At 35.9% G+C, this 24,012-nt stretch carries 16 protein-coding genes; 1 reads left to right on the forward strand and 15 read right to left on the reverse strand.

Annotation, left to right across the window (positions count from 1 at the left end; translation table 11 throughout):
* From IIF7_RS04145 to IIF7_RS04180, 8 genes are all read right to left on the reverse strand, one after another.
* Entirely contained in the window at nucleotides 1-804 is an 804-nt protein-coding gene (locus IIF7_RS04145) for a GLPGLI family protein (RefSeq protein WP_084840417.1), read from the reverse strand.
* Nucleotides 805-833: 29 nt separating this feature from the next.
* Nucleotides 834-1,625 (reverse strand): GLPGLI family protein, encoded by a 792-nt coding sequence (locus IIF7_RS04150; protein WP_084840418.1) that lies wholly within the window; start codon nucleotides 1,623-1,625, stop codon nucleotides 834-836.
* Nucleotides 1,626-1,652: 27 nt separating this feature from the next.
* A complete protein-coding gene (locus IIF7_RS04155) occupies nucleotides 1,653-2,462 on the reverse strand; it encodes a GLPGLI family protein (RefSeq protein WP_245801512.1) in 810 nt (269 codons plus the stop codon).
* Nucleotides 2,463-2,483: 21 nt separating this feature from the next.
* Nucleotides 2,484-3,302, reverse strand: a complete 819-nt coding sequence (locus IIF7_RS04160; RefSeq protein WP_084840419.1) for a GLPGLI family protein — start codon at nucleotides 3,300-3,302, stop codon at nucleotides 2,484-2,486.
* On the reverse strand, nucleotides 3,302-4,141 hold the full coding sequence (locus tag IIF7_RS04165) for a GLPGLI family protein (RefSeq protein WP_084840420.1): 840 nt from the start codon (nucleotides 4,139-4,141) through the stop codon (nucleotides 3,302-3,304). Before IIF7_RS04165 ends, IIF7_RS04160 begins: the two co-directional genes overlap by 1 nt.
* Nucleotides 4,142-4,363: 222 nt before the next feature.
* Nucleotides 4,364-5,146, reverse strand: a complete 783-nt coding sequence (locus IIF7_RS04170; protein ID WP_245801515.1) for a GLPGLI family protein — start codon at nucleotides 5,144-5,146, stop codon at nucleotides 4,364-4,366.
* An 87-nt stretch (nucleotides 5,147-5,233) separates the two neighbouring features.
* A complete protein-coding gene (locus IIF7_RS04175; protein ID WP_084840422.1) occupies nucleotides 5,234-7,864 on the reverse strand; it encodes a glycosyl hydrolase 2 galactose-binding domain-containing protein in 2,631 nt (876 codons plus the stop codon).
* Nucleotides 7,865-8,002: 138 nt separating this feature from the next.
* A complete protein-coding gene (locus IIF7_RS04180) occupies nucleotides 8,003-8,842 on the reverse strand; it encodes a GLPGLI family protein (protein ID WP_084840423.1) in 840 nt (279 codons plus the stop codon).
* A 158-nt stretch (nucleotides 8,843-9,000) separates the two neighbouring features.
* Here IIF7_RS04180 and IIF7_RS04185 point away from each other — a divergent pair, with 158 nt between their 5' ends.
* Complete coding sequence (locus IIF7_RS04185) at nucleotides 9,001-10,479, forward strand: SLC13 family permease (protein WP_084840424.1); 1,479 nt, start codon at nucleotides 9,001-9,003, stop codon at nucleotides 10,477-10,479.
* Here IIF7_RS04185 and IIF7_RS04190 read toward each other — a convergent pair whose 3' ends face one another.
* From IIF7_RS04190 to IIF7_RS04220, 7 genes are all read right to left on the reverse strand, one after another.
* A complete protein-coding gene (locus IIF7_RS04190; RefSeq protein WP_084840425.1) occupies nucleotides 10,480-11,517 on the reverse strand; it encodes a sialidase family protein in 1,038 nt (345 codons plus the stop codon).
* Nucleotides 11,518-11,737: 220 nt separating this feature from the next.
* Complete coding sequence (locus tag IIF7_RS04195) at nucleotides 11,738-13,588, reverse strand: beta-galactosidase (RefSeq protein WP_084840426.1); 1,851 nt, start codon at nucleotides 13,586-13,588, stop codon at nucleotides 11,738-11,740.
* 5 nt (nucleotides 13,589-13,593) lie between these two features.
* Nucleotides 13,594-15,054: an alpha-L-fucosidase gene (locus IIF7_RS04200; protein WP_084840427.1), complete on the reverse strand. Its 1,461-nt coding sequence runs from the start codon at nucleotides 15,052-15,054 to the stop codon at nucleotides 13,594-13,596.
* Nucleotides 15,055-15,058: 4 nt separating this feature from the next.
* Nucleotides 15,059-16,513 carry an alpha-L-fucosidase gene (locus IIF7_RS04205; RefSeq protein WP_084840428.1) on the reverse strand — a complete coding sequence of 485 codons (1,455 nt, stop codon included), beginning with the start codon at nucleotides 16,511-16,513 and terminating at the stop codon, nucleotides 15,059-15,061.
* 25 nt (nucleotides 16,514-16,538) lie between these two features.
* Complete coding sequence (locus IIF7_RS04210; protein WP_084840429.1) at nucleotides 16,539-18,929, reverse strand: glycoside hydrolase family 3 N-terminal domain-containing protein; 2,391 nt, start codon at nucleotides 18,927-18,929, stop codon at nucleotides 16,539-16,541.
* Between the two features lie 98 nt (nucleotides 18,930-19,027).
* A complete protein-coding gene (locus tag IIF7_RS04215) occupies nucleotides 19,028-20,602 on the reverse strand; it encodes a RagB/SusD family nutrient uptake outer membrane protein (RefSeq protein WP_084840430.1) in 1,575 nt (524 codons plus the stop codon).
* Between the two features lie 6 nt (nucleotides 20,603-20,608).
* Complete coding sequence (locus tag IIF7_RS04220; RefSeq protein ID WP_084840431.1) at nucleotides 20,609-23,647, reverse strand: SusC/RagA family TonB-linked outer membrane protein; 3,039 nt, start codon at nucleotides 23,645-23,647, stop codon at nucleotides 20,609-20,611.
* Nucleotides 23,648-24,012: the final 365 nt, after the last annotated feature.

The raw sequence follows: 24,012 nt of genomic DNA on the forward strand, positions 1-24,012 counted from the left end.
TTATTGCAGTTCTATAGGATTATTTTCTTTCTCCAACATTTTGGTAAAGGAGGCTACCATTTTTTTATGATATTCAGGATTAAGCTTATCATTAGTATTTCCTCTTAATGCTTGCATATGCATCATAGGATCTCGACGATACTCATACAATCTTTCTGCAATATCTTCTTGGGTACTTTCAATATATTGTTTAAAATTTATCTTATAAGTAAGGGCAGGTGCGAGCTTCTCTAAACCTATAAAAGAAAAAACGTAATCATTCCCGGTATCGGCAATTTCTAATATTAAGCCCGGCAAGCCATTAAATTTATAAGGGCCGTCTGAAACTGGAACTTCAGTAGTAAACCAGGCAATATAATCCCGCCCAGCAAATGATTTAGTTGCTTTTTGAGCTTTACAACCTTTGATCACTCTTGTTTCAGGATGGATTTCCCAATCAAAAAGACCTAACTCCTGAACGTAGAAAAAATCGGTCATTGGAACAAAAACCGAATTATACATTTTTGATGCTCCCCGATCTTTGATGGTTTTGGTAAAGAATTTTGTAACTGCCGCACGCGATATATTTCCGCCATTTCCTCTTGTTACAATTGGATTTGCCAAAACATATGCCCTACTGGAAAATTGAGAAATCTCATCTCCTAAATACAGGATCATGTATTCTGATATTTTTTCTGCTGAAGTAGAATCCAATTTAAAATCAAGCTTATAAGTGACCTTATAATCGAATTTTCCTTTTAATTTTTCCTGTGCTGAAATATTGTAAAAACAGCATAATAGGATTATAAACAGTTTTAGTTTCATGATGGTTTTTGATTGATGATTTTTTTAGACTATTCCAGTTCTATCGGATTATTTTCTTTCTCCAGCATTTCAGCAAAAGATTCGATGTATTTTTGATGAACTTCTGGCGAAATAGTAATGTTTGGATTGTTTACATAAGTAAAAGGATCTTTGCGATAACGAAGGTTAGTTGCTTTTAACTCGGCCGGACTTGTTTTTATAAGCTGATTAAATTTTAATTGAAAATCCTGTTTTGGCGATAGCTTTTTTAAACCGACAAACTCAAAATTCCATTCACTTTCAACGTCTGAAATCTCTAAAATTAATCCCGGCAAACCATTAAATTTATAAGGCCCGTCTGAGATTGGAACCTCTGGAGTAAACCATGCCACATAATCTCTCCCTGCAAAGTTTGTAATAGCTTTTTGGACTTTATATCCCTTTATTTCTTTGGTTTCTGTTTCTATTTGCCAATTGAAGAGATGCTTATCCTGTCCAAAATAAAATCGATCTGCAGCGATTGTATGAATATAAAATAACCTATCGTTTTTTATTTCTTTTAAAATTTGATAATGAAAATTGGTTAAGGCATTTTTAGATGTACTGCCAGAGTTTCCCTTTACTTTTATTTGATCTGCAAAATTTTGAGCTCTACTTATATAATATGAATAATCTTTTCCCAGATACAACATCATATATTCACTTTCGGGCTTAACAAGAGTAGAATCTAATTTAAAAGACAACTTATAAATTACTTCATAATCGAATTTTTCTTTTATAGTTCCCTGTGCTGAAATCCTAAAAGAGAAAAATATTAATAGGAATAATAACTTTAGTTTCATGATGAATTTCGATTGATGATAGTTTTGCTACGGAAGCTCAATTGGATTATTTCGTTTTTTATACTTTTTGGTTAACTCCTTTCTTTGTTTAGCTTCATCTTCTTCGCTCCAACCAAATCTAATTCCTGCCTTCTGCATTGTACCAATAGGATCACGATTATAATCGTCACGAACCTGGTCGAGTTCTTTTTGAGAAACTGTTTTATAGTCATCTAAATTCAGTATTCTACTTACTGGTTTCTCTAATTCCTGAAAACTTGTTAAGCTAAAATGATATTGATTTTGTAAATCTGAAATTTCTAAAATAAGTCCCGGCAAACCAGCAAATTTGTATGGCCCATCTGAAAATGGAAGCTCTGGTGCGAACCAGGCGACATAATTTCTACCTGCAAAAGCACCCCTAGCTTTTTGAACCTTAAACCCAATTATTTCTTTAGTTTCTGATTGAATTTCCCAATCGATCTGATTTAGATCCTGCTTATATTTAAAACTGTATTGAAAAACCTTTTCGGCTAAAACAAGTTCACTTTGCTGGTAATCCTTGAAAATCGTGTATTTAAAATCGGTCATTTGATTATACTTGTCCATCCTTACTGTTTCAGGATTGGGCATATTCTCTAAAGAATCTTTAATCGCCTGGCCTAAGCTAGAATATCGTGATTGCCCATCACCTAAATAAAGAACACCAACTTCAGACTTTATAGAGTTTTCATCAGTAGAATCTTCCTGATACTCGAGTTCGTAGGTCGCTTTATAATTGAATGTTGTCTGTGCTTCTTGCTGCGCTGAAATCTTAAAAGAAAAGAAGAGCAACATTAAAGCTATTTTAAATTTCATAATCATTTTCGATTTATAAATTTATTTTGGTTGAAGTTCAATTGGATTATTTTGTTTTTTATGTCTCTTCCGGAATTTCCTTTTAGCTTCTTCTTCCTGCCCATCTTTCCAATGAATAGTTACACCGCCGTTGGTCATTGCAGTAAGTGGATCTCTTTTATAATCACCACGAACCTGATCGAGATCTCGCTGAGAAACTTCTTTATAATCATCCAAATTCAATGTTTTAGACACTATTTTTTTTAACTCCTGAAATTCCATTATGCTAAAATGATAATGATTTTTAGTGTCTGAAATCTCCAAAATAAGTCCCGGCAAACCTCCAAATTTATAGGGACCGTCTAAAAATGGCAGCTCTGGCGAAAACCAGGCTTCGTAATTTCTGCCGGCAAACGAGCCTGAAGCTTTTTGAACTTTATATCCTAAGATCTCTTTGCTTTCTGACTGAATTTCCCAGTCGATGGGATTTAAAATCTGTTTATACTTCAGTTTATCCTTAAAAACCTTTTCGGCTAAAATAAGCTCGTTATCATTATAGTTTTTGAAGATCTTATAGTGAAAATCGGTATCTGGAGTTAGACTTCTAATTCGATAAAATTCAGCCATTCTTTTATTTGAAGGATCTAAAGTTGCGGTTAAAGAATCTTCAACAGCCTTACCAAGACTTGAATATCTAGACACCCCTTCTCCTAAATAAAGTACAACAGTTTCAGATTTTATAGAATTCAAATCTATCGAATCTTCCTGATACTCCAATTGATATGTTGCTTTATAAGAATAATCCTGAGCATTAATACTTACGCCAAATAGATAAATAATAGAAAACAAGAGGTATCTCATTATTGTAATTCTATGGGATTATTCTTTTTGGCTAACTTTTCATGCTGTTTTTTCAGATAATCCTTTTTATCATCTCCTACAATTTTAATACTTACCGTTTTACCACCCGCGCCCACATAATTATTTATATAACTAATTGGATCTTTTTGATAAGTTGCCAATAAATCCAGAAGTTCCTTTTTCTTAACCTCCTTATATCCTTCAGGAAAAATCTGATATTCTAAAGGATCAGCTAATTCCTCAAAACCTGTGAATTCAAATATGTATTCAGCTTCTGTATCCTGGATTTCTAAGATCAAACCAGGTAGGCCAGCGAATTTATATGGCCCATCTGAAAGCGGAATCTCTGGAGTAAACCAGGCAGTATAATCTCTACCGGCAAAACTTGTTGTTGCTTTTTGCACCTGATATCCTGAAATTTCTTTGGCTTCAGTCTGTATCTCCCATTGTATTTTATCGATATCTTGTGAATAATACAATTTATCGTCCATCAGTTTAATTCCGTATCCCAGCTTATTTTCAGATTTATTTTTGAAGATCTTATACTTAAAATCGGTTTTAGAAGCTACCATTTTACTTTTCCACCTTTCAGATCCAATATCTGCAACATTTACATTTACCGACATCGAATCTTTTAGTGCTGCTCCTCTACTTAAGAAAAGCGAGGATTCGTTATTGGCAAAAAGCCACATAATTTCAGATTTACTGGATTCCAAATCTGTAGAATCCAACTTATAAGTAAGTTTATAGCTCACCCGATAATTGAGTTCGTTTTGTGCCTGAAGCTGAAAAAAATTGAATACTAAAACGCCTAAAATGAAGATGATCTTATTACTCATAGTGATAGTTGATTGATTTTTCCCTCACAATATCGAATATAAAACCGAAGCTCACAAGAAATGAACTATTTTTTTAGTAATAAAACTAATTTAATAGTAATTTGAAATCCATAAGCTTAAAAAAACAACATTTATTTGAAGATGGATACAAGTTAAAGTTCTTTATAACTCTTATAATTATATCCCTTTAGATTGTAAAGGATTTGAAATAAAATACTTAGGCTACTCTTTAATTTCAATAGGGTTGTTTCGCCTCTCGTACTTTTCGCTTAGCATTTTTCTAGTATCAGCTTCAACCTTTTTACTGCTAAAACCAAATTTTATTCCTGCATTTCTCATTGCGGCAATTGGATCACGATCATTATCGTCCCTAAATTGATCAAGTTCTTCCTGAGAAACCAATTTGTAATTATCCAAATTCAATGTTTTAGTCACCGGTTTTTCTAATTCCTGAAATTCAGTTAAGCTAAAATGGTAATCATCTTTAAGATCTGATATCTCTAAAATAAGTCCAGGCAAACCATTAAACTTATAAGGACCATCTAAAAATGGAAGCTCTGGCGCAAACCAGGCTTCATAATTTCTACCGGCAAAAGAACCCGTTGCCTTCTGAACGGTGAAACCTAAAATTTCTTTGTTTTCTGGTTGAATCTCCCAGTCGATCGTTTTCAGATCCTGATTGTATCTAAATTTATACCGACCAACCGTAATATTTTCAGTTAAAACAAGCTGGTTCTCCTTATAGTTTTTGTAGATCATATAATGAAACTCAGATCCTTCACTACCTCCTATAGAATCTTCTATGGCTGTACCTAAACTAGAATATCGCGAATGTCCATCGCTTAAATAAAGCACAACGCTTTCAGATAATATCGAATTCTCATCTGTAGAATCTTCCTGATATTCGAGATTGTAAGTCGCTTTATAGGAATATTGAATTTCGCTTTCCTGAGCATAAAATATCACAGAAAAGCACAAGAAAAAAGGCATCAGGATAGATTTCATAAAAAGAAATTTTATCTAAGATGCCTAAAAAAACCTTTACAAACAAAAATTCAACTAAAAAAGCAGTGCTGAATTTAATATATCAAGTTAATTAACTGGTATTATCATTCTATCTGTATTCCAGCCTTCTATAGAAATTTGAAGATCTTCCACTTCATTTTGCGGTGCTTCTAACACAATCTCTTTTGTTGCTCCGGGAATGATAGAGAAATAGTTTTCATCATAAAAAGTTGGTAAAATTCTTTCTCCACTCTCTACACTTTCTAAAGAAATTCGGTTAAAGAACGAAACAGTATTTTGTTCAGGATTGGTGATTTTAAGCTTAAATTTATTTTTAGCAACTTTTTCAACTTCAGCTTCAACTTTAGTTTTTGCTAAATTCTGTAATCCGGAATATGTGCCTGTACTGTCCGGAATCCAATAGAAATTCTCATCTAAAACTTCCTGATCCTGATTCTTAAGATCCAATTTTAAAAACAGTCCTTCTTTAGCAGCTAACGTATCAATTTGCTTTTTTAGGGACAATATTTTTTTTGTACTCGAAGCTTCGATATAAGCAAATACCTGGGTTACCGGCTTTTCATTCCCCTTCATATCGTACAATTTTATTCCTAACATAAGATCGTACTGGGCTTTAAAACCATTGTTTACTAGATACACATCGCCAGTTGTTGTATTATACATAACATGCAAAGGCTTACTCCCTTCGCGAAGTCCAAATAAACAGGCGTTAGGATCTAAATAATAATCGTACATCTGGCCGCGTAATGCGGTCCACGGATTTTGGGTTTTCCAGATGATCGACCCTGTATACCAATCCCACATATGCGAACTAAAACCTTCCATTAACGCACGGTATTGATTATAATTTACCAGCTGTGCTTTCGATGCAAAATCGGTCATATTTTCTGGCGTTCCATAAGCTTCTAAAGAATTTCCATAATCGATGTATTTATGATACGTCCAAACTGGATCCTTCACGGCTTCTGTTCCTTCATATTCTACCGGAACGGTATAATTTTCTTTTGGGAGAAAACGCTTTAAACTTACCTCATCCCCTACACCAACAGAGCCAACTTCAGAATTAAAAGGCCAGGTACGCTCTTCCCAAAAAGTCGAAATATCCTGAATTCCGTAAGGGCCATCACCATTTCCGCCTTTAAAATTATACGACATTTCATCTGAATTTGAATAATCGATAAACCAGCGTGTCCCATCTAATTCTGGTAGAATTTCATCTTTCATCGCATGTAAAATATCCTGTGGTGGAGTGATCTCGTTCCCACCGCACCAGATAGCAAGTGAAGGATAATTACGCAGCATTTTTACAGCATCTGCAGCAGATTCGATAAACAATTCGTGATCGTCTGGATATTGCCTGCGCGTCCATTGATCGTCTTTTTTCTTAGGATCTACCCATCGACCATTACAATCACCAGACATCCAAAAATCCTGGATCACCAGCATCCCATATTTATCACAGGCTTCGTAAAACTCTGGTCTTTCTGGTAAAGCACCACCCCAAATTCTTATAAGGTTTAAATTCATATCACGGTGAAAACGAATCTCGGCATCATAACGCTCTTTAGTAAAACGAAGCATCGCATCTGAGATGATCCAGTTTCCTCCCTTTATAAAAATAGGCTGCCCGTTAACGAATATCTGTTTACTACGTGTGTGCGAATTCCATTCGGTTTGGATTTCACGGATTCCTACTTTTAAAGTTTCTCTATCTGAAATTTTATTTTTTATGCTGAATTGAACTTCGGCGTCGTATAAATTTTGCTCGCCATAACCTGAAGGCCACCAAAGTTTTGGTTCTTCAATTTCGAATTCTGGAAGTGCTACCAACATTTCAGCATTCGCTGCCAGACTTACCTCCTTTTCGATGTTTTTACCTGCAATTTTAAAAGATAAAGTTCCTTCAACTTTTTTTGAAGTTGGGTTTTCAACTTCCGCAGTCAAAGAAATTTTCGCCGGTTCCTGCTTTTCTCCCGGAAGTCGCTTTCCAGAAACTTTGGTCACCACATGCGGATTTTTAAGATTTACCGCACCGGTTTTTTCGATAATTACCTTATCCCAAATCCCGGTATTTCGATCGCGAATGGGTTGGATCCAATCCCAGCCGGCTACATATTGATGGGCCACGCCACGTGCAATTGTACCATCGCCACCCTGACCTCCATTTGGATTCCCAACATGTGGTGCCGGATAAACAATTACTGCAAGACGATTTTTGCCATTTTTGGCAAGGAATTTTGTGATATTAAAACGCTTCCTAAGAAACATTCCTTTGTATTCTTTCTGGTTGACTTTCTTACCATTTAGAAAAATATCTACACTGTAGTTTATTCCACGGAAATTAAGCCAAATCTGCTCATCTTTCTTGACTTTTTCCTCAAAGTCTTTTACAAACCAATACGTATAATAATCGCGACCAACATCGTAGATATCTGGAATTTCACCATTATTCATCCCGAAAAATGGGTCGGGAATTTCACCATTATTCAGTTGCGTGGTAAGCACCGTACCGGGAACTGTGGCATTTTTCCAGTTTTCTACGGAAAAAGATGTATTTGAAAGTTCTTCGCCACTAGATGTTACATCTGCTATAGGCAGTGTTTTCCACCCCGTATTAAGCTCATAATTTTGCTGAGAAAATCCTAAGAAGTGTATAAAGCTGAAAACAATTAAAACAAGACTGTATTTTTTGCGCATATCGGTGAATGTTTTGGAAGTTTGAAAATCCTTAATAAATCGAATTTTATAAACTTTTTTCGACAAACAACCCGTGAGTATTGCTAAATGAATCTTAATAATTTAAGAAAACCATATAGTTAAAACTCAAAAAAACAATTATTCCAGTTCAATAGGATTATTCTTTTTGGCCAATTGCGCACGATGTTTTTTTAAATAATCTTTTTTATCATCGCCTTCCAAACCAATTCTAATTGTCTTACCGCCTTCGCCTACATAATTATTTACATAACTTATGGGATCGCTTTCATAAGTTTCTAGTAACTCTAGAAGTTCTTTTTTCTTGATTTCTTTATATTTCTCCGGAAAGATTTCATATTCTAAAGGTTTAGAAAGTTCTTCAAACCATGCGAATTCAAAAACATATTCAGCTTCGTTATCCTGCATTTCTAAGATCAAACCTGGTAAGCCTGCAAATTTATACGGCCCATCAGTAAGTGGAATTTCGGGAGAAAACCAGGCAATATAATCTCTCCCGGCAAACCTTGTTGTTGCTTTTTGTGCCTGGTATCCTGCAATCTCTTTAACTTCGGTCTGTATCTCCCATTTTATTTGATCTATTTCTTCTGTATAATACAGCTTATCAGCTATTAACTTAATTCCGTAGCCAACTTTATTATTTGCTTTATTTTTAAATACCCTGTATCTAAATTCTGTTTTAGCAGCTTCCATTTTACTTTTCCACCTTTCAGAACCAATATCCGCAGCATTTACGCTTACAGACATAGAATCTTTTAAAGCAGCGCCTCTACTCAAAAATAAAGAGGATTCATTATTAGCGAAAAGCCACATGATTTCAGATTTACTGGATTCCAGATCTGTAGAATCCAACTTATATGTAAGTTTATAACTGACCCGATAATTGAATTTATTTTGAGCCTGAAGCTGAAAAAAATTGAATGCCAAAACGCCTAAAATGAAGATGATCTTATTTCTCATAATGATAGTTGATTGATTTATGTCACAATATCTAATATAAAAACCAACAAAACAAGAATTAAACTACTTTTTTAGTAATAAAACTAATTTAATAGTAATAAATAGAATTACCGAATTGTGGAGAAAATATTTATCTTCCCATAGATAATAAATTATAAATGAATAACAGTCTTAAACGCATCATCTTAATTGCAGGCCCATTAATTTTTACAATATTTCAGTTTTTACAACCACCAGAAGGAATGACACCTGAAGCTTTTGATGTGTTAGCCGTAACCCTCTGGATGGCGATTTGGTGGGTTACCGAAATTATCCCAATTGCAGCGACTGCCCTATTGCCTATTGTTCTTTTTCCCTTAAGTGGCGCTCTAGAGATAGGTGTAACTACTGCCTCTTACGGCCATAAATATGTATTTCTATACATGGGCGGATTTTTTATTGCCGTAGCCATCGAAAAATGGAATTTACATCGCCGTATTGCCCTTAATATTATCAATTTAATTGGCACTAATATTAAATTGATCATTCTAGGTTTTATGGTAGCCACCGCATTTTTATCGATGTGGATCTCTAACACCGCAACCTCTGTAATGATGCTCCCTATTGGGACAGCCATTATCCTACAACTAAAGGATAATCCTCAAACCAGTGAAGACGAAAATAAAACCTTCGGAAAAGCACTAATGTTAGCTATTGCTTATAGTGCTTCTATTGGCGGAATTGGAACTTTAATTGGTACACCGCCAAACCTTGTTTTTGCCGGAATTGTTGAAGAATTATACGGTATCGAAATTAGCTTTGTAAAATGGGCGCTTTTAGGAATGCCTATTTCCATTCTTCTTTTAATCTTTTGCTGGAAGTATATCACCAGTATTGCATTTAAATTCAGACAAAAAGAATTTCCCGGTGGAAAAACCGAAATTAAAAGATTACTTGACGAACTAGGAAAAATAAGTCTTCAGGAAAAACGTGTATTGATCGTATTTGTGCTCACCGCACTTTGCTGGATTACTCGTTCTTTTTTTCTAGAAAAGTTCTTACCAAATATAGACGATACGATTATTGCTATGTTGGCAGGAATCGCCTTATTTTTAATTCCTTCTGGGAAAAATAAAGAAAAACAAAAACGCCTGTTAAGCTGGGAAGAAGCCGTTAAAATTCCCTGGGGAATTATATTACTTTTTGGTGGAGGAATGGCGTTAGCCAGAGCGTTTAATGATACCGGATTAGCAAACTGGATTGGTGAGCAGTTAGTGAATCTGGAAAATTTACCGCTATTTTTATTGATTTTGATCCTGGTAGCTTCTGTCAATTTCTTAACTGAAGTAACCTCTAACCTGGCAACCACAGCCATGTTATTACCAATATTGGCACCTATGGCGCTTGCTTTACATTTGCATCCATACTTCTTAATGGTTGCAGCAACATTAGCCGCCAGCTGCGCTTTTATGCTTCCGGTTGCGACACCTCCAAATGCCGTGGTGTTTGGATCTGGCTATCTAAAAATCGCAGACATGATGAAGACAGGCTTTTGGTTAAATATTCTTTCTATATTAATAATTAGCCTAATTATCTATTTTGGTTTACCTCTTATCTGGGACTTTGATCCTTATACCATCCCTAAAGTTTTTAAATAATTAATTAGATAACTTCAATCTAAAATATTTGATTTTTTTACGGTCGTATGTATAGGTGATATGAATTTCGCCGTTTTCAGCCTGAATTATTGCCGGGTAACTAAACTCACCTTCTTGCTGATTTTCGAGTTTTAAAACGTCGTGCCAATGTTCGGCATTTTCAGAATATGCTAAATTCAGTTTACTTCTACCATCCCACCAGTCGTCTCCACTGGCCATGGGATTATAAACCATTAAAAATCCGCCGTTTTTTAAACTAACAGCATCGATTCCGGAGTTTGGGTTTGCAAGTTCTGAGGCGCTAAAATCACTCCAGGTTTCGCCATTATCTTTGCTGAAACTTTCTAAAACTACATCCTGATCACTTCTAAAAAAAGCTTTTAAATCGCCATTTTTAAGCTGAACAATGGTAGGCTGAATTACTTTATATTCTGAATCCTGATTCACCTTAATTTTGCGCCAGTTGTTACCAAGATCATCTGAAATTTCCATGTGAGCATGCCAAATTTCGCCATCCTGAAGTTCTACGCTAGACGGACTCACAATTCGGCCATTTTCTAACTGAATTGGCTTGTTTTTTATTGGTCCTAAAATACCTTCTGGTAATAATTTTTTATCGCTCCAGGTTTCGCCATTATTTGTTGAAGTTTTATAAGCGCCCCACCAGGTTGAAGGTGAAGGTCCAATTTTGTAAAATAAAAAGAGTTTATTTTCAGTATTAAAAAGCACAGGATTCCAAGTTGGGTAACTTAGCGTATCATTTTGGAAACCAGTGGCTACTTTTTTAGGAGAAGACCAACCATTCTTGCTTTTTTTACTGGTATAAATGCTAACATCTGGATGTCTTTCGTGCGTACCACCAAACCAGGCGGCAATGAGATCTCCATTGTCTAATTCTTCGATCGTAGAAGCATGCGCACTTGGAAAGTTAGCTTCAGTATAAATAAAACCCGACTCTAAAACTTCGAATTTCAGCTTTTGCTGAGCGATTAATTTCAGACTAAAAAACATAACTAAAACAACGAATCTTGACCTCATAATGTAGAAATAAAAAAAGGGAAGAGGTAAACTACTCCTCTTCCCTTACAATGTATGAAACAAACTTACACTTACTTGAAATTCTTTTTTAATACTTTCTATTTAGATCCTGCTATTTAGACCCTGAAAGTATTCTAAACTTTAAAAAGGAAGGAGGATGGCGGTCCTCCTTCCATTGTCAAACAAACTATTCACTTTTATGTGAACATAACATGAAGACTTATTGAGATAAGCTGTCCAAAATCGGTTGTTCCAAACCTGAAATTGATGATTTTGGGTCTTCATTCAGCTGCTCTAAAATTGTAATCGTATTTCCTTTTTCTTTTAACCAGCATCCCGGTAAATACAATGTTTGTTGCGGGCCAACTTTCCAGTAACGGCCAAGATTGTGGCCATTTACAAAAACGATCCCTTTACCCCATTTTTGCATATCCAAAAATGTATCTCCTACTTTATCCAAATCAAAACTTCCTGAATAAAGTACTGGTAAACCTTCTTTAACTTCGGTTGATTCTTCTAGATTAGGTGCAACATCAAAAGGTGCTTTATACATTTCCCAACCGCCAGAAATTTCGTAATCGTTAATACTTACCGCACTAATAATTCCTTTGGTGTTTTCAGTAATTTTAGCTCCGTAATTAATACGCCCCATATTCTCTACAAGGATCTCTAAAGTCCCGTTAAACGGAATTTTAATATCCATCTCGTATTCGTTGTAAATACGATTTAGCTTTCCTACGTACTTACCATTTACATAAATAGTGGCATAATCACGTAATCCTGGTATTTGCAACTTTCCGTTTATAGGCTGCGTAAACTTTTTACGATATAAAACATATCCAAATCCCTGGTCTAATTCCTCGAAACTCATAGGAGCATCGGCTATAACAGGCTTTGATGATTTGATATATTTAATCGCACTTTGCTTTTTATCAAGCTTAATTTCTGGGATAGCTATTACCGGAATTTGAGCCGGAATTTCAGGAATATCATATTCTACATATTCCTTCATTAATTTTCTTATCGCCATATATTTTGGCGTTGCCCATCCAGCTTCAGAAATTGGTGCATCATAATCGTAACTAGTAATATCTGGTTGGATATCGTGATCGTCGTTATAATTTGCGCCACTGGTAAATCCAAAATTAGTACCACCATGAACCATATAAATATTAAAATCTACATCGTTCTTAAGATACACTTCGGTTTGCTTAGCAATGGCATCTGCACTAATTCTTGTAAAAGGCTCTGCCCAATGGTCTAACCACCCGGGATAAAATTCGGCTACCATATACGGGCCTTCCCCATTATGATATTCATTAACCGCTTTTTTAAGATTGGCAATATTATTTTCACCATTGGCGGTTGGCAATACGCCTTCTAAAGCGCCACCGCTAAATAACCAAGTACCATCTGAAGTAAAAAAAGGCCCATCTAAACCAGAATCCTTCAGCATTTCAAAGATCTTTTGTTTATAAGCTTTATGGTCTTCTGCGGAAATATCCTCTCGTTGCGAAACGAAAGAACCAAATTCATTTTCAGCCTGAACCATAATCAAATTCCCTCCTTCACTTGCCTGAAGCGGTTTTACCTGTGCTGCAAGCTCGTTGATATACGTGCGACAAGAATCTAAAAATGCCTCGTTATTTTGACGAATCTTAAGATCTGGGTTCTTTTGAAGCCACCACGGATAACCACCAAATTCCCACTCGGCACACGCATAAGGTCCAGGGCGAAGAATCACAAAAAGTCCTTCTTCTTCAGCTAATTTTATAAATTCTGTTAGGTTTTTATTATCTGATTTCCAATCCCATTCTCCCGGAGCTGTATTGTGATAGTTCCAGAAAACATAGGTATTAACAGCATTTAAACCTAAAGCTTTCATCATCTGTAAGCGATGGCGCCAGTACTCTTTTGGGATCCTGGCATAATGCATTTCTCCTGCATAAATATGAATAGATTCACCATTATACTTAAAATCACCATCTTCAATCTTAAACACTTTGTTCTGTGCCTGTACAGTAAAGCCTACAAGACAAAAAATAAGTATGAGTTTTGATAAAATACGCATTGATATTAATAAATTTCAATATTAGTAATTACCGGGCTGGCTTTTGCCGCCTCAAACTCAACTTTAATTGCAGTGGTTTCTACAGAAGGAACTTCAAGTATTCTTTTGTATCCAATCGTAGTGCCTTCAGCAATTTCTTCCCACTCACCATCGATCATTGCTGCAATATGAAACTTTTCTACACGTTGTCCTAATGCTATATTTTCCTGTACTAATACAAAATTAACCGTTTTAGCAGAATCAAATTCAATTTCCACAGAAGATTCAATAATTCCTTCATCGGTTACCCAAAATGAGCTTGGATCTCCATCAATTAAATTCGCCGCAGCATAGTCTTCAGATTCGCCTCTAAAATTACTAGCTGAGATTTGAACATTTTCAGCTAAATTTTCAGCAAAAACACTATCGATTATTCTTCGCATTCCTAATAAAGAAGCTACATCATTTTCATGAAACTGCCCTCTTTGATCTGGCGGAACATTCAGCAACAAAGTAGATCCCCTACCCACAGATTGCATGTAAGTTGTAAATAATTCTTCTGGAGACATCACTAAAGAATCCTCTTCTTTATGATAAAACCAACCCGGGCGAATAGATGTATTTACCTCAGCCGGGATCCAATCTGTACCATCTTTAGATCCTGTTTGTAAAACATCGCCAATACCTGGTTTCCCGGCATAAAGCGTATCTGGTGTAATTGTGTTCCAGTTTGTTGTGCCACCAACACCGTCTTCGTTTCCTACCCAACGCAAGTCTGGACCGGCATCACTAAAAAACAGCACTGCAGGCTGCATTTCCTCAACCATCGCCAAAGTTGTTGGCCAATCATAATAGTTTTGTTTATCGATTCTTCGCTCTTCGTTAGCGCCGCCGTAGTAACCGTCACCACCATTAGCACCATCAAACCACATCTCGAAAATATCGCCGTAATTAGTAAAAACTTCTTTTAACTGATTTCGGTAATACTCTACATAAGATGCTTCTCCATAATCTTCACGATTACGATCCCACGGAGAAAGATAAATCCCAAATTTTAATCCGTGTGCTCTGGCAGATTCGGCTACTTCTTTAACCAAATCTCCTTTTCCATCTTTGTAGGGAGAATTTGCAATATCATGCTCGGTATAATCTGAAGGGAAAAGTGCAAAACCATCATGATGCTTTGCGGTTAAAATCACTCCCTTAAAACCTGCTTTTTGCAAAGTCTCCATCCATTGATCTACATCAATAGCTGTTGGATTAAAAATTTCTGGCGATTCGTCACCAAATCCCCATTCTTTACCTGTAAATGTATTGGTAGTAAAATGAATAAAGGCATTCATCTCCATATCATGCCAGGCCAGTTGTTCTTTTGTTGGGGTTGGTCCTACAGCCTGTGGTGCTTTAACTCCCTGCTTTTCGTTACAGGCAAATAAAAGACTGGCAATACCAATCCCGGCAATTGTTTTGTTTAAATTTCGGATCATTTATTTAGTTTTCTATTGAAAATGCTATTCCTGAACTATTTTTTGCTGAACGGATTTCTTTAGGAAGACTAATTTCTACCTTACCATCCTTAATTTTAAAATCTACTTTTTCACCGGTTTCCAGTAACTTGATTTTAGCGTTTTCTGAAGGTAAATTTTTACTGAAGCTGATAGTTTTTGGTAATTCTTCACCATCCTTAAACATTGCGATAGCGAAGGTTTTCTTAGCATTTTCAGTAAAATAAACATTCCCATCCTGATAATCGTTAATCGCATGAGTATCGTAGATAGCTTCCCCGTTTTTATCAAGCCATTTTCCTATTTCTTCTAGTTTTGCTACCACTTCTAATGGTAAAGTTCCATCTGGTTTTGGCCCCACTCCAAGAAGCATATTTCCACCTTTAGCAACAACCTCTACAAGATTATTGATAACTTCAGTAGAAGATTTAAAGGGATCGTTAGGTACATACCCCCAGTTATTTCCTAAAGGCAGGCAACTTTCCCAAGGATTATCTAGTTTGGTTTCAGGAATCTTACGCTCTGGTGTTTGGTAATTCTCGTAAGGGCCATGCACTGTACGATCTGCAAAAATGATCCCTGGCTGATTTTCCCTTGCCATTTCAGCAATTTTAGGCATATCGATCTCCTGACTAAAATCTGGAATTGGTGCTCCCCAGGCTCTAACTTCATCGTTCACGGTTTCTTTTGGGCGTACCCAACCACCGTCTAACCAAAGAATATCTACACTACCATAACCCGTCATTAATTCTTCGATCTGGTTATAGGCAAATTCTTTAAACTTATTCCAACGCCAATCGTACTTTTCTATATCGTAATTAGCATTTCTATTTGGAGTAGCATATTTATCCCACCAAAAATATTGCGAATGCCAATCTGGTTTAGAATAATACGCCCCAATCATAAAATCTTTCTTTCTAAAAGCTTCAAAAATATATTTTGCTACGTTCGCTTTTGGATGGTTTTGGAAAGGACCATTGGTAATTTTATAATCGGTTTGCTGCGTATCGAACATATTAAATCCATCGTGATGCTTAGTGGTAAATACCATGTACTTCATTCCGGCAGCTTCAGCAGCATCTGCCCAGCTATCTGGATCAAAATTTACCGGATTAAAGATTTTATCTAAATTCCAGTACCATTTTTTATAATTATTGTAGGTAATTGTACTATCACGTTCTATCCAGTCTTCAGAACATAAATTCCAGCTTTCCATAATTCCGGGTACCGAGTAAACACCCCAATGAATAAGCATTCCGAATTTTTGATTTCCCCATTTATCCAGTTTTTCCAAAACCTGAGGATCTGTGGGTGCTACATATTCTTCAGATCGTCCATGTACACCATGCTCGTCTTCCTCCTGCGTTTGGGCCTGCAAAGCCTGTACGCCAATTAGTAGTGCCAGTACTAAAAATGCTTTTATTTTGTTGAATTTCGACATTTGTGGGTTTTATTTAGCTTGTATTTTAATTAGAAATTGTAATTGTTTCGGGAATTTCAAAAGTGGTTTCCAGTTTAATATCTTCAGATGAAGCACCAATCATTAATTTAAATTCACCAGCTTCTACTTTTTGGATCATTTCAGCATCAAAAAGTGATAATTCCTTCGGAAGCAATTCAAATTGAAGACTTTTTGTTTCTCCTGCTTTTATAGAAACACGCTCAAATGCACGTAATTGCTTTACAGGACTAAGTACACTGCTTAGCATATCGCGAATATAAAGCTGAACAACTTCATCGCCATCTATTTTGCTGATATTGGATACTTTTAGACTGATATTTATTTTGGTGTTTTGTCCTTTTCCTGAAGTGCTTAATTTTAAATCTGAATATTCAAATTCAGAATAACTTAAGCCATAACCAAACGGAAATAAAGGTTTAGCATCGTGCTCTACATAATCTCTTCTTATAGGAAACCAATAATTGTAATATACCGGGATTTGTCCTAAAGATTTTGGTACAGAAACCGGCAATCTTCCCGCAGGATTAAAATCTCCGAAAAGAACATCGGCAATCGCGTTACCACCCTCCTGCCCGGGATACCAGACATCTAAAATAGCAGGTACATTTTCTGCAGGCCAGTTTAGCAATAATGGGCGACCTTTAATTAACACTAAAACAGTTGGTGTACCTGTTGCCACAACAGCCTGAAGCAATTCCATCTGTTTCCCCATTAAATTAAGAGTAGAACGATCGAATCCTTCACCACTCTCCATATCTCCTAGAATTTCATCTTCTTTTGAAGAAACAGTAGCAGCTCCAGTTTCTAAATATTCGGTTTTAAAATCTCTGGCACTAGAACCTCCCAATATAACTATGGCAACTTCAGCATTTTTTGCAGCTTCTACCGCAGCCGGAATATCTGTTTGAGTAGTATCTCTAACAGCTGTTCCTTTTACATAATCTATTGTTGTATTCGGTAATTTATTCTGAATTCCTTCTAAAGCGGTAATTATATTATCTTCAGATTGTGGGCCAGTATAATCTCCTAACTGATTGTATTGCATATCTGCATTCGAACCAATTACAGCGATACGTTTTAGCTCTTTACTTAGCGGAAGTAGATTATCTTCATTTTTAAGCATCGTTACAGATTGGCGTGCAACTTCTCTTGCTAATTCGATATGCTCTTCACTTCTTACTAACTTTTCAGCTTCTTTTTCGCTGGTAAAAGGATCTTCAAAAAGCCCTAATTTGAACTTTACAGCAAGAATTCTTTTTACAGCTTCATCGATACGCTTTTCAGAAACTTTACCCGCTTTTACGGCATCTAGTAAAGCATCATCAAAACCATTTCCTCCCAGATCTACATCTACACCAGCATTCATGGCCACAGCAGCAGCATCTTCTTCAGTATCTACAATGTGATGATCTCCTAAAAGACCTTCGATACTTGCTAAATCTGAGATCACAAAACCATCAAAGCCCCATTTTTCACGAAGTGTATTTGTTAATAGACTTTTATGCGCTGTACTAGGTACGCCATCGATAGAACTATAAGCAGTCATCACCGATAAAATCCCGCTATCTACTGCTTCTTTAACCGGATACATATAATTTTGAAATAGATCGCGTTCTCCAATATGAACTGCAGCACCATTATGCCCGCCTTCTGATACTCCGTAAGCAGCAAAATGCTTTAATGTGGCAGCCACATGTTTTTTTGTTTTTAAATCACTTTCGTTATCTCCCTGAAAACCCTTTACTATAGATTTTCCCATCTGAGCGATAAGGTAAGAATCTTCACCAAAGGTTTCTTCTACTCGAGACCATCTTGGCTCTCTGGCGATATCTATAATAGGACCATAAGCAGTATTACTTCCCTGCGCTCTAATTTCTAATGCAATAGCCTGAGCCATTTCTTTAATCAATTTAGTATTCCAGGTACTAGCCTGACCTATCGCAGTTGGGAATACTGTAGTCCCTACTGCCATATGCCCGTGCATAGCTTCTTCTTCAAGTAATAATGGAATGCCTAAACGACTATTTTCAATAGCATATTTTTGTATTGCATTGGTAATTTTTGCAGCTTCTTTTGGGTGTAACCCAGTTTCTAAAGTTCTTTGCGTCCATGGATCTGCTCTTAAAACTCCCCATAAACCACCAATATGCCTATTCTTTATTTCTTCTTTATAAAGTTCACTTAAACTTGCCTTAGTCCCTGCCTTTTTGCTATACATTTTCCATCCAAGTGGGGTAGTTAGCTGTCCTATTTTTTCATCTAGGTTCATTAAGGAAATTAAGTTTTCTACTCGCTCATCTACGCTTAATTCTGAATTTTTGTATGGCGCATTTTTAAGATCCTGTGCAATCAGGAAATTTGAAATTAGTAAAAAACAAAGGCAAATCTTTTTCATTTATTTTAATTTAAAAATTTTAATAGGAAAACTGGTTGACGATTAATCAACCAGTTTTCACCTAACTAAACAGAAACAATCAAACGCTTGTTTTCTTTTTAGAAGTTTGCAGCACCGGTATCCCACCAAACTCTGGTTCCTCCATTATCTGGACCACCAAGAAGTTCAACTCCGGTTTGCACACCTTCATTATGTGTATTGTATTCTACTGTTGGGAATGGCGTTCTTCTAACAAACTCATCTGTATCGATTAATCCTCCACTATAATTTACTACAACAGGTATTAATCTTGGATATCCCGTTCTTCTGAATTCAGACCAGGCTTCCTGACCATTTGGAAATAAAGAGATCCATTTTTGAGTAATAATACGCTCTAATTTACGCTCATCTGAATCTGATTCTTCCCAGGCAATCGTAATGTCACTTGACGCAGAGAAGTTATTTTCAGAATTTTTAGGATCTGTATAGTCTGCAAATGTGCTAGTTGCATCAGCTAAATAATCAGCCGCTCCAGCAGCATCAAATTCATCAAAACTAAGTTGTACACCCTGAGTATATAAATCTTCTGCAGAACCTCCCATATTCCAACCTCTTAAAGCACCTTCTGCTCTTAAGAAAGCAACTTCTGAAGCTGTCATAATCTTTACATTTTCAGCTGTACCGAACATCGTTCCTATTGCTGAAAAATTCACATAAGTGTTTTTAGATGAAATCGCAATACCTTGTCTAATTCCTTTAAACTCTCCAGCCACATCATCGTCTATTGCCGGTTGAAAATAAATTGGTAAACGAGGATCTTCATAACCTCCTAAAACAGATTCCATCGTAGCAGACATTCTTGTATCCTGCCAGCTACTACTAAACATCCATAATGGGTGCATATTTCCCTGTAAAGACATCATAAGGTTGTCTTCATTGCTCTCCATTACCCCGTATGAATTAGCAATTGCTTTTTCAGCTTCCTGTTGTGCAAGTGCTGGATTAACCTTTACGATTCTCATTGCAAGACGTAATCTTAAAGAATTCGCTGCTTTGATCCATTGTGCGATGTCTCCACCTAAAGTTGACGTATCAAACTGGACAAATTCGGTATTATCTGTATAAGTTTCTAAAGTAGCTACAGCCTCATCCAATTCAGCAAAAAACTGAGTATAAACCTGCTCCTGGCTATCATAAGGCACAAAACTAGGAGAAGAGTTGTACTGGCTATACATTATTGGCCCGTAGTTATCTGTAACCTTATGCATCGCAAAAACTTTATGAATAAGTCCCAAAGCATAAAAATTTGGGTAATTTTCATCAACACCATTTTCTTCAAATCTTCCCATATATGACATGATATTGTTATACTTAAGGACCATTTGTCTATCATACCATGAAAAGGCATAAGTCACATTATTTCTATTAGAAACAAAGGGAGTTGGAGGCACCAAGAACTGTGAAAAGGCATCTCCGGTAAGGTTCTCTTCTACCTGTAAACCAGCATCGATAGTTCTAACATACGCTTGCATGGCTCTTACAAAACCTCCAATATTATTACCATCCTGTTCTGCAGATTCGTCTGTAATCCCATAAGGATCTGTGTTGATCTCTTCGAAATTATCTGTACAGTTCGTTACAGCGAAAAGTGCAGTAGCTGCTAATACTGTATTAAATATTTTTTTCATCATCATCTTAAATTAGAAGTTAGCTGAAAGGTTTAAACCAAAGTTTCTAGTAATCGGTGGACCAAAATTTGTCACCGCTTGAGTTCCGTTACCTGTACTAATGGCAAAGTCTGGATCTGTTGGTGCCTCGTTGTAAAAGAAGAATAGATTGTTTCCTACTAAAGAAACATTTAAGTTCTTCATAAAACTATCTTCATCAAAGCCAAAGTTATAACCTAAAGTAAATTGTCTAAGTCTAACATTAGTAGCATCGTAAACATATCTTTCTTTAATTCCATTTCTACCACCAACACCAGTGTAATAATCAAGGGCATCTACAACACCACTAAATGGTGTACCGTCATTTAAAACACCGTCAACCTGAACACCGCCAGCATCTCTGGCAGCAGCAGTTGCTTCGGTTGCGCCAAGACCATCTAGATAAGCTTCGGTTTGGGAAACAAATTTACCACCAACTCTAGCATCAACTAAGAAACTTAAACTAAAGTCTTTAAAACGCATAGAGTTATTCCAGCCTAACATAAAATCTGGGTTAGCACTTCCTACCAGTTTCATTCCATCTGTAGTATTTGCATTTACTGGAATTCCATCTTCAGAAACTACAATGTTTCCGTTTTCATCTCTGGTATATGCATTTACATAAATATCACCTAAAGAACCTCCCTGTACAATATAAGTTTCATAACCTTCTCCGCCACCACCAACGATCGTATTTCTTTGACCATTTAATTCTTCATTAAGATCTATAATTTCGTTATCGTTATGTGTAAAATTGAAAGTAGAATTCCATGTGAAATTATCGTTCTTGAAAACGTCTGCTCCTAATGTTAATTCTACACCATAATTTCTTACGTGACCTGCATTAACAAAATAGGTTTCCCAAACTGTCCCAAGAATTGCCTGTAAAGGTAAAAACTGGTCTCTACTATCAATTTGATAATAGGTCGCACTTAAATTAACTCTGTTTTTAAAGAATCTAAAATCTGCACCAAATTCCCAGTTATCCTGAATTTCTGGTTTTAACTCTGTAAAAGGCTGAGTAGTATTAAAATCGATTTGGTTGTAAGCTGCATCATTTATAGGATTGGTTCTAAATGCTGGAACCTCATTTGCTACTTGTGCAAATGAAGCTCTTACTTTAGCATAAGAAACAAATTCTGGCAGCTCAAATGCTTCACTTGGTAAAAACGTAACACCTGCTGAAGGATATAAATAAGAAGTGTTTTCTGTAAAAGATAAGGTTGAAGCCCAATCATTTCTAGCCGAAACATCTAAAAACAGCATATCTTTAAAACCTATAGAGGCATTGGCAAAAACAGATTGTTTAACTAATCTTGAGCTTACTTGCTGAGCTCCAGTAAAAGCTTGTAAACCTGTAATATTCTGAATAGTAAATTCGTTTGGTGCATATAACCCATAAGTATTACTATCTACAGATAATCCATCTCCAATAATTCTTTTTTGATAAGCTGTCCCTACCAATCCATGAAAATCCCAATCTTCACCAAATTCCTGATCGTATGTTAAGATCATATCGGTATAAGCCTGCCAGCTCTCTATATTTTCATAAACATAACGACCATTATCACTAGAAACTACAGGACTACTTCCTGCCATTACTTTTTGCTCGTAAATCTGGCGAGTAAAATCATAACTAGCACGTCCTGTTAAAGTTAACGCATCAGAAATATTATATTCTATAGAAGCATTTCCTATAAAACGTTTAGTTCTTTCAGTATTAGGTGCATTGTTTAATATCCAGTATGGATTCATGTTCGCTTCACTGTTTCCTAAAATTGGCCAGTTTTGCGTCATAATATTTCTTTGAGGATCTAAAACCTGATAGTTATTAGCATACTCATTAAAATCTAAACCTCTTGGAAAAGTATAAAGCCCTAAAAGAGGATTAAAATAATAACCATTCAACATCTTATTGTCAACCTTTTGGTCTGTCAATAAAACATTAGAAGAAACTTTAACCTTTTCATCAAAGAATTTAGATGTTTGCTTGAAGGTTAAGTTATTCTTATTAAACTCGTTTGTAGGCATGTTACCCGTAGCATAAGTATTAGCATACGAGAAATAAGTAGTAGTCTTATTATTACCACCACTTAAAGAGATAGCATTTTGAAGCGTAATACCCGTATCAAAAAAGTCATCTACATGATTTCTGTAGCTTCCAGGTGCTCCCCAACTTGAATCTGCACCAGGTTCATCTGTAGCTCCATATCTAAATTGAAGATCTGGATAATCATAAACTCTTTGAACCTGAGTTGTAGAGCTAATATTAATTCTGGTTTTCCCCTCTTCTCCTTGTTTAGTTGTAATAAGAATTACACCATTTGCTCCCTGGCTACCATAAAGTGCAGCCGCATTGGCTCCCCTAAGTACTGTAACACTTTCGATATCTTCTGGGTTAATGTTCGATAAACCATCACCACTATCACGACCACCATAAAAACCACTGGCATCTGAAGTTTGATAGTTTGCCATAGGGATACCATCAATTACAAATAAAGGTTGATTTGAAGAAGTAATATTCTTTGATCCTCTTAATTGAATTTTAGTTGAACTACCAGCACCTGCTGTTCCCTGCCTAATTTCTACACCGGCAACTTTACCACTAAGTCCTTGTGTAAAATTCACGTTTTTACCCTGAGTAACTTCTTCAGATCCCAAGGTTTGAGAAGCATAAGTAAGCGCTTTAGATTCACGCTTAATACCCAATGCCGTAACCACTACCTCATCTAAAGCTTCGGTATCGGTTTGCATTTCTACGTTTATTTCATCAGATGTAACAGGAATTTCCTGAGTAGCATAACCAATCATTGATAAAACCAATGTAGCATTCTCTCCCACACTTAATGAGAAATTCCCATCAAAATCTGTAGAAGTACCATTAGAAGTACCTTTTTCCATCACCGTCACCCCAGGCAAAGGCATTCCTGTCTCTGCTTCAATAATGGTCCCAATTACTGTTTGTGACTGTGCCACAACAATTTGAGTTAGTCCCATTACAAGCAGAAACGAAAAAATAATTCTTTTAAACATACTTGTATTTAATTTTAGTTAGTACCGTAATTAGCAGCGTGCGACTACTAATTTTATCTTAAATGTTATAAATAAGTTAAGTTTCTTAAAATAAAATCGACAGACAACTCCTATGAGTAGACCAACAACTTAATAATAAATTTAAGATTTAATTGCTGTTTACACACAATTTTAAATAAAGTTCAAATACTAATTAAAGTTTTTTATTTTTTCATTGCTTTTTTCGTATAAGTTAATCGATTAACCTATCATTAAAACTCATATTCAATTTTCAAGAAAACGATTGAGTTATTTTCTATCTAAAAAAGCTTAATTATTTTAACATTTTTAAACCTGAAGTTTTCTAAAATATAGAATAAATAATC

Origin of the sequence: Zunongwangia atlantica 22II14-10F7, from assembly GCF_002094855.1 — a bacterium.
GTDB lineage: Bacteria > Bacteroidota > Bacteroidia > Flavobacteriales > Flavobacteriaceae > Zunongwangia > Zunongwangia atlantica.

Excerpts from the sequence above, each read along its gene's own strand:
- IIF7_RS04185 (WP_084840424.1), top strand. The coding sequence starts at position 9,001 with ATGAATAACAGTCTTAAACGCATCATCTTAATTGCAGGCCCATTAATT.
- IIF7_RS04165 (WP_084840420.1), bottom strand. The coding sequence starts at position 4,141 with ATGAGTAATAAGATCATCTTCATTTTAGGCGTTTTAGTATTCAATTTT.
- IIF7_RS04180 (WP_084840423.1), bottom strand. The coding sequence starts at position 8,842 with ATGAGAAATAAGATCATCTTCATTTTAGGCGTTTTGGCATTCAATTTT.
- IIF7_RS04145 (WP_084840417.1), bottom strand. The coding sequence starts at position 804 with ATGAAACTAAAACTGTTTATAATCCTATTATGCTGTTTTTACAATATT.
- IIF7_RS04150 (WP_084840418.1), bottom strand. The coding sequence starts at position 1,625 with ATGAAACTAAAGTTATTATTCCTATTAATATTTTTCTCTTTTAGGATT.
- IIF7_RS04210 (WP_084840429.1), bottom strand. The coding sequence starts at position 18,929 with ATGAAAAAGATTTGCCTTTGTTTTTTACTAATTTCAAATTTCCTGATT.
- IIF7_RS04175 (WP_084840422.1), bottom strand. The coding sequence starts at position 7,864 with ATGCGCAAAAAATACAGTCTTGTTTTAATTGTTTTCAGCTTTATACAC.
- IIF7_RS04200 (WP_084840427.1), bottom strand. The coding sequence starts at position 15,054 with ATGATCCGAAATTTAAACAAAACAATTGCCGGGATTGGTATTGCCAGT.
- IIF7_RS04215 (WP_084840430.1), bottom strand. The coding sequence starts at position 20,602 with ATGATGATGAAAAAAATATTTAATACAGTATTAGCAGCTACTGCACTT.
- IIF7_RS04155 (WP_245801512.1), bottom strand. The coding sequence starts at position 2,462 with ATGAAATTTAAAATAGCTTTAATGTTGCTCTTCTTTTCTTTTAAGATT.
- IIF7_RS04160 (WP_084840419.1), bottom strand. The coding sequence starts at position 3,302 with ATGAGATACCTCTTGTTTTCTATTATTTATCTATTTGGCGTAAGTATT.
- IIF7_RS04170 (WP_245801515.1), bottom strand. The coding sequence starts at position 5,146 with ATGAAATCTATCCTGATGCCTTTTTTCTTGTGCTTTTCTGTGATATTT.
- IIF7_RS04205 (WP_084840428.1), bottom strand. The coding sequence starts at position 16,513 with ATGTCGAAATTCAACAAAATAAAAGCATTTTTAGTACTGGCACTACTA.
- IIF7_RS04190 (WP_084840425.1), bottom strand. The coding sequence starts at position 11,517 with ATGAGGTCAAGATTCGTTGTTTTAGTTATGTTTTTTAGTCTGAAATTA.
- IIF7_RS04220 (WP_084840431.1), bottom strand. The coding sequence starts at position 23,647 with ATGTTTAAAAGAATTATTTTTTCGTTTCTGCTTGTAATGGGACTAACT.
- IIF7_RS04195 (WP_084840426.1), bottom strand. The coding sequence starts at position 13,588 with ATGCGTATTTTATCAAAACTCATACTTATTTTTTGTCTTGTAGGCTTT.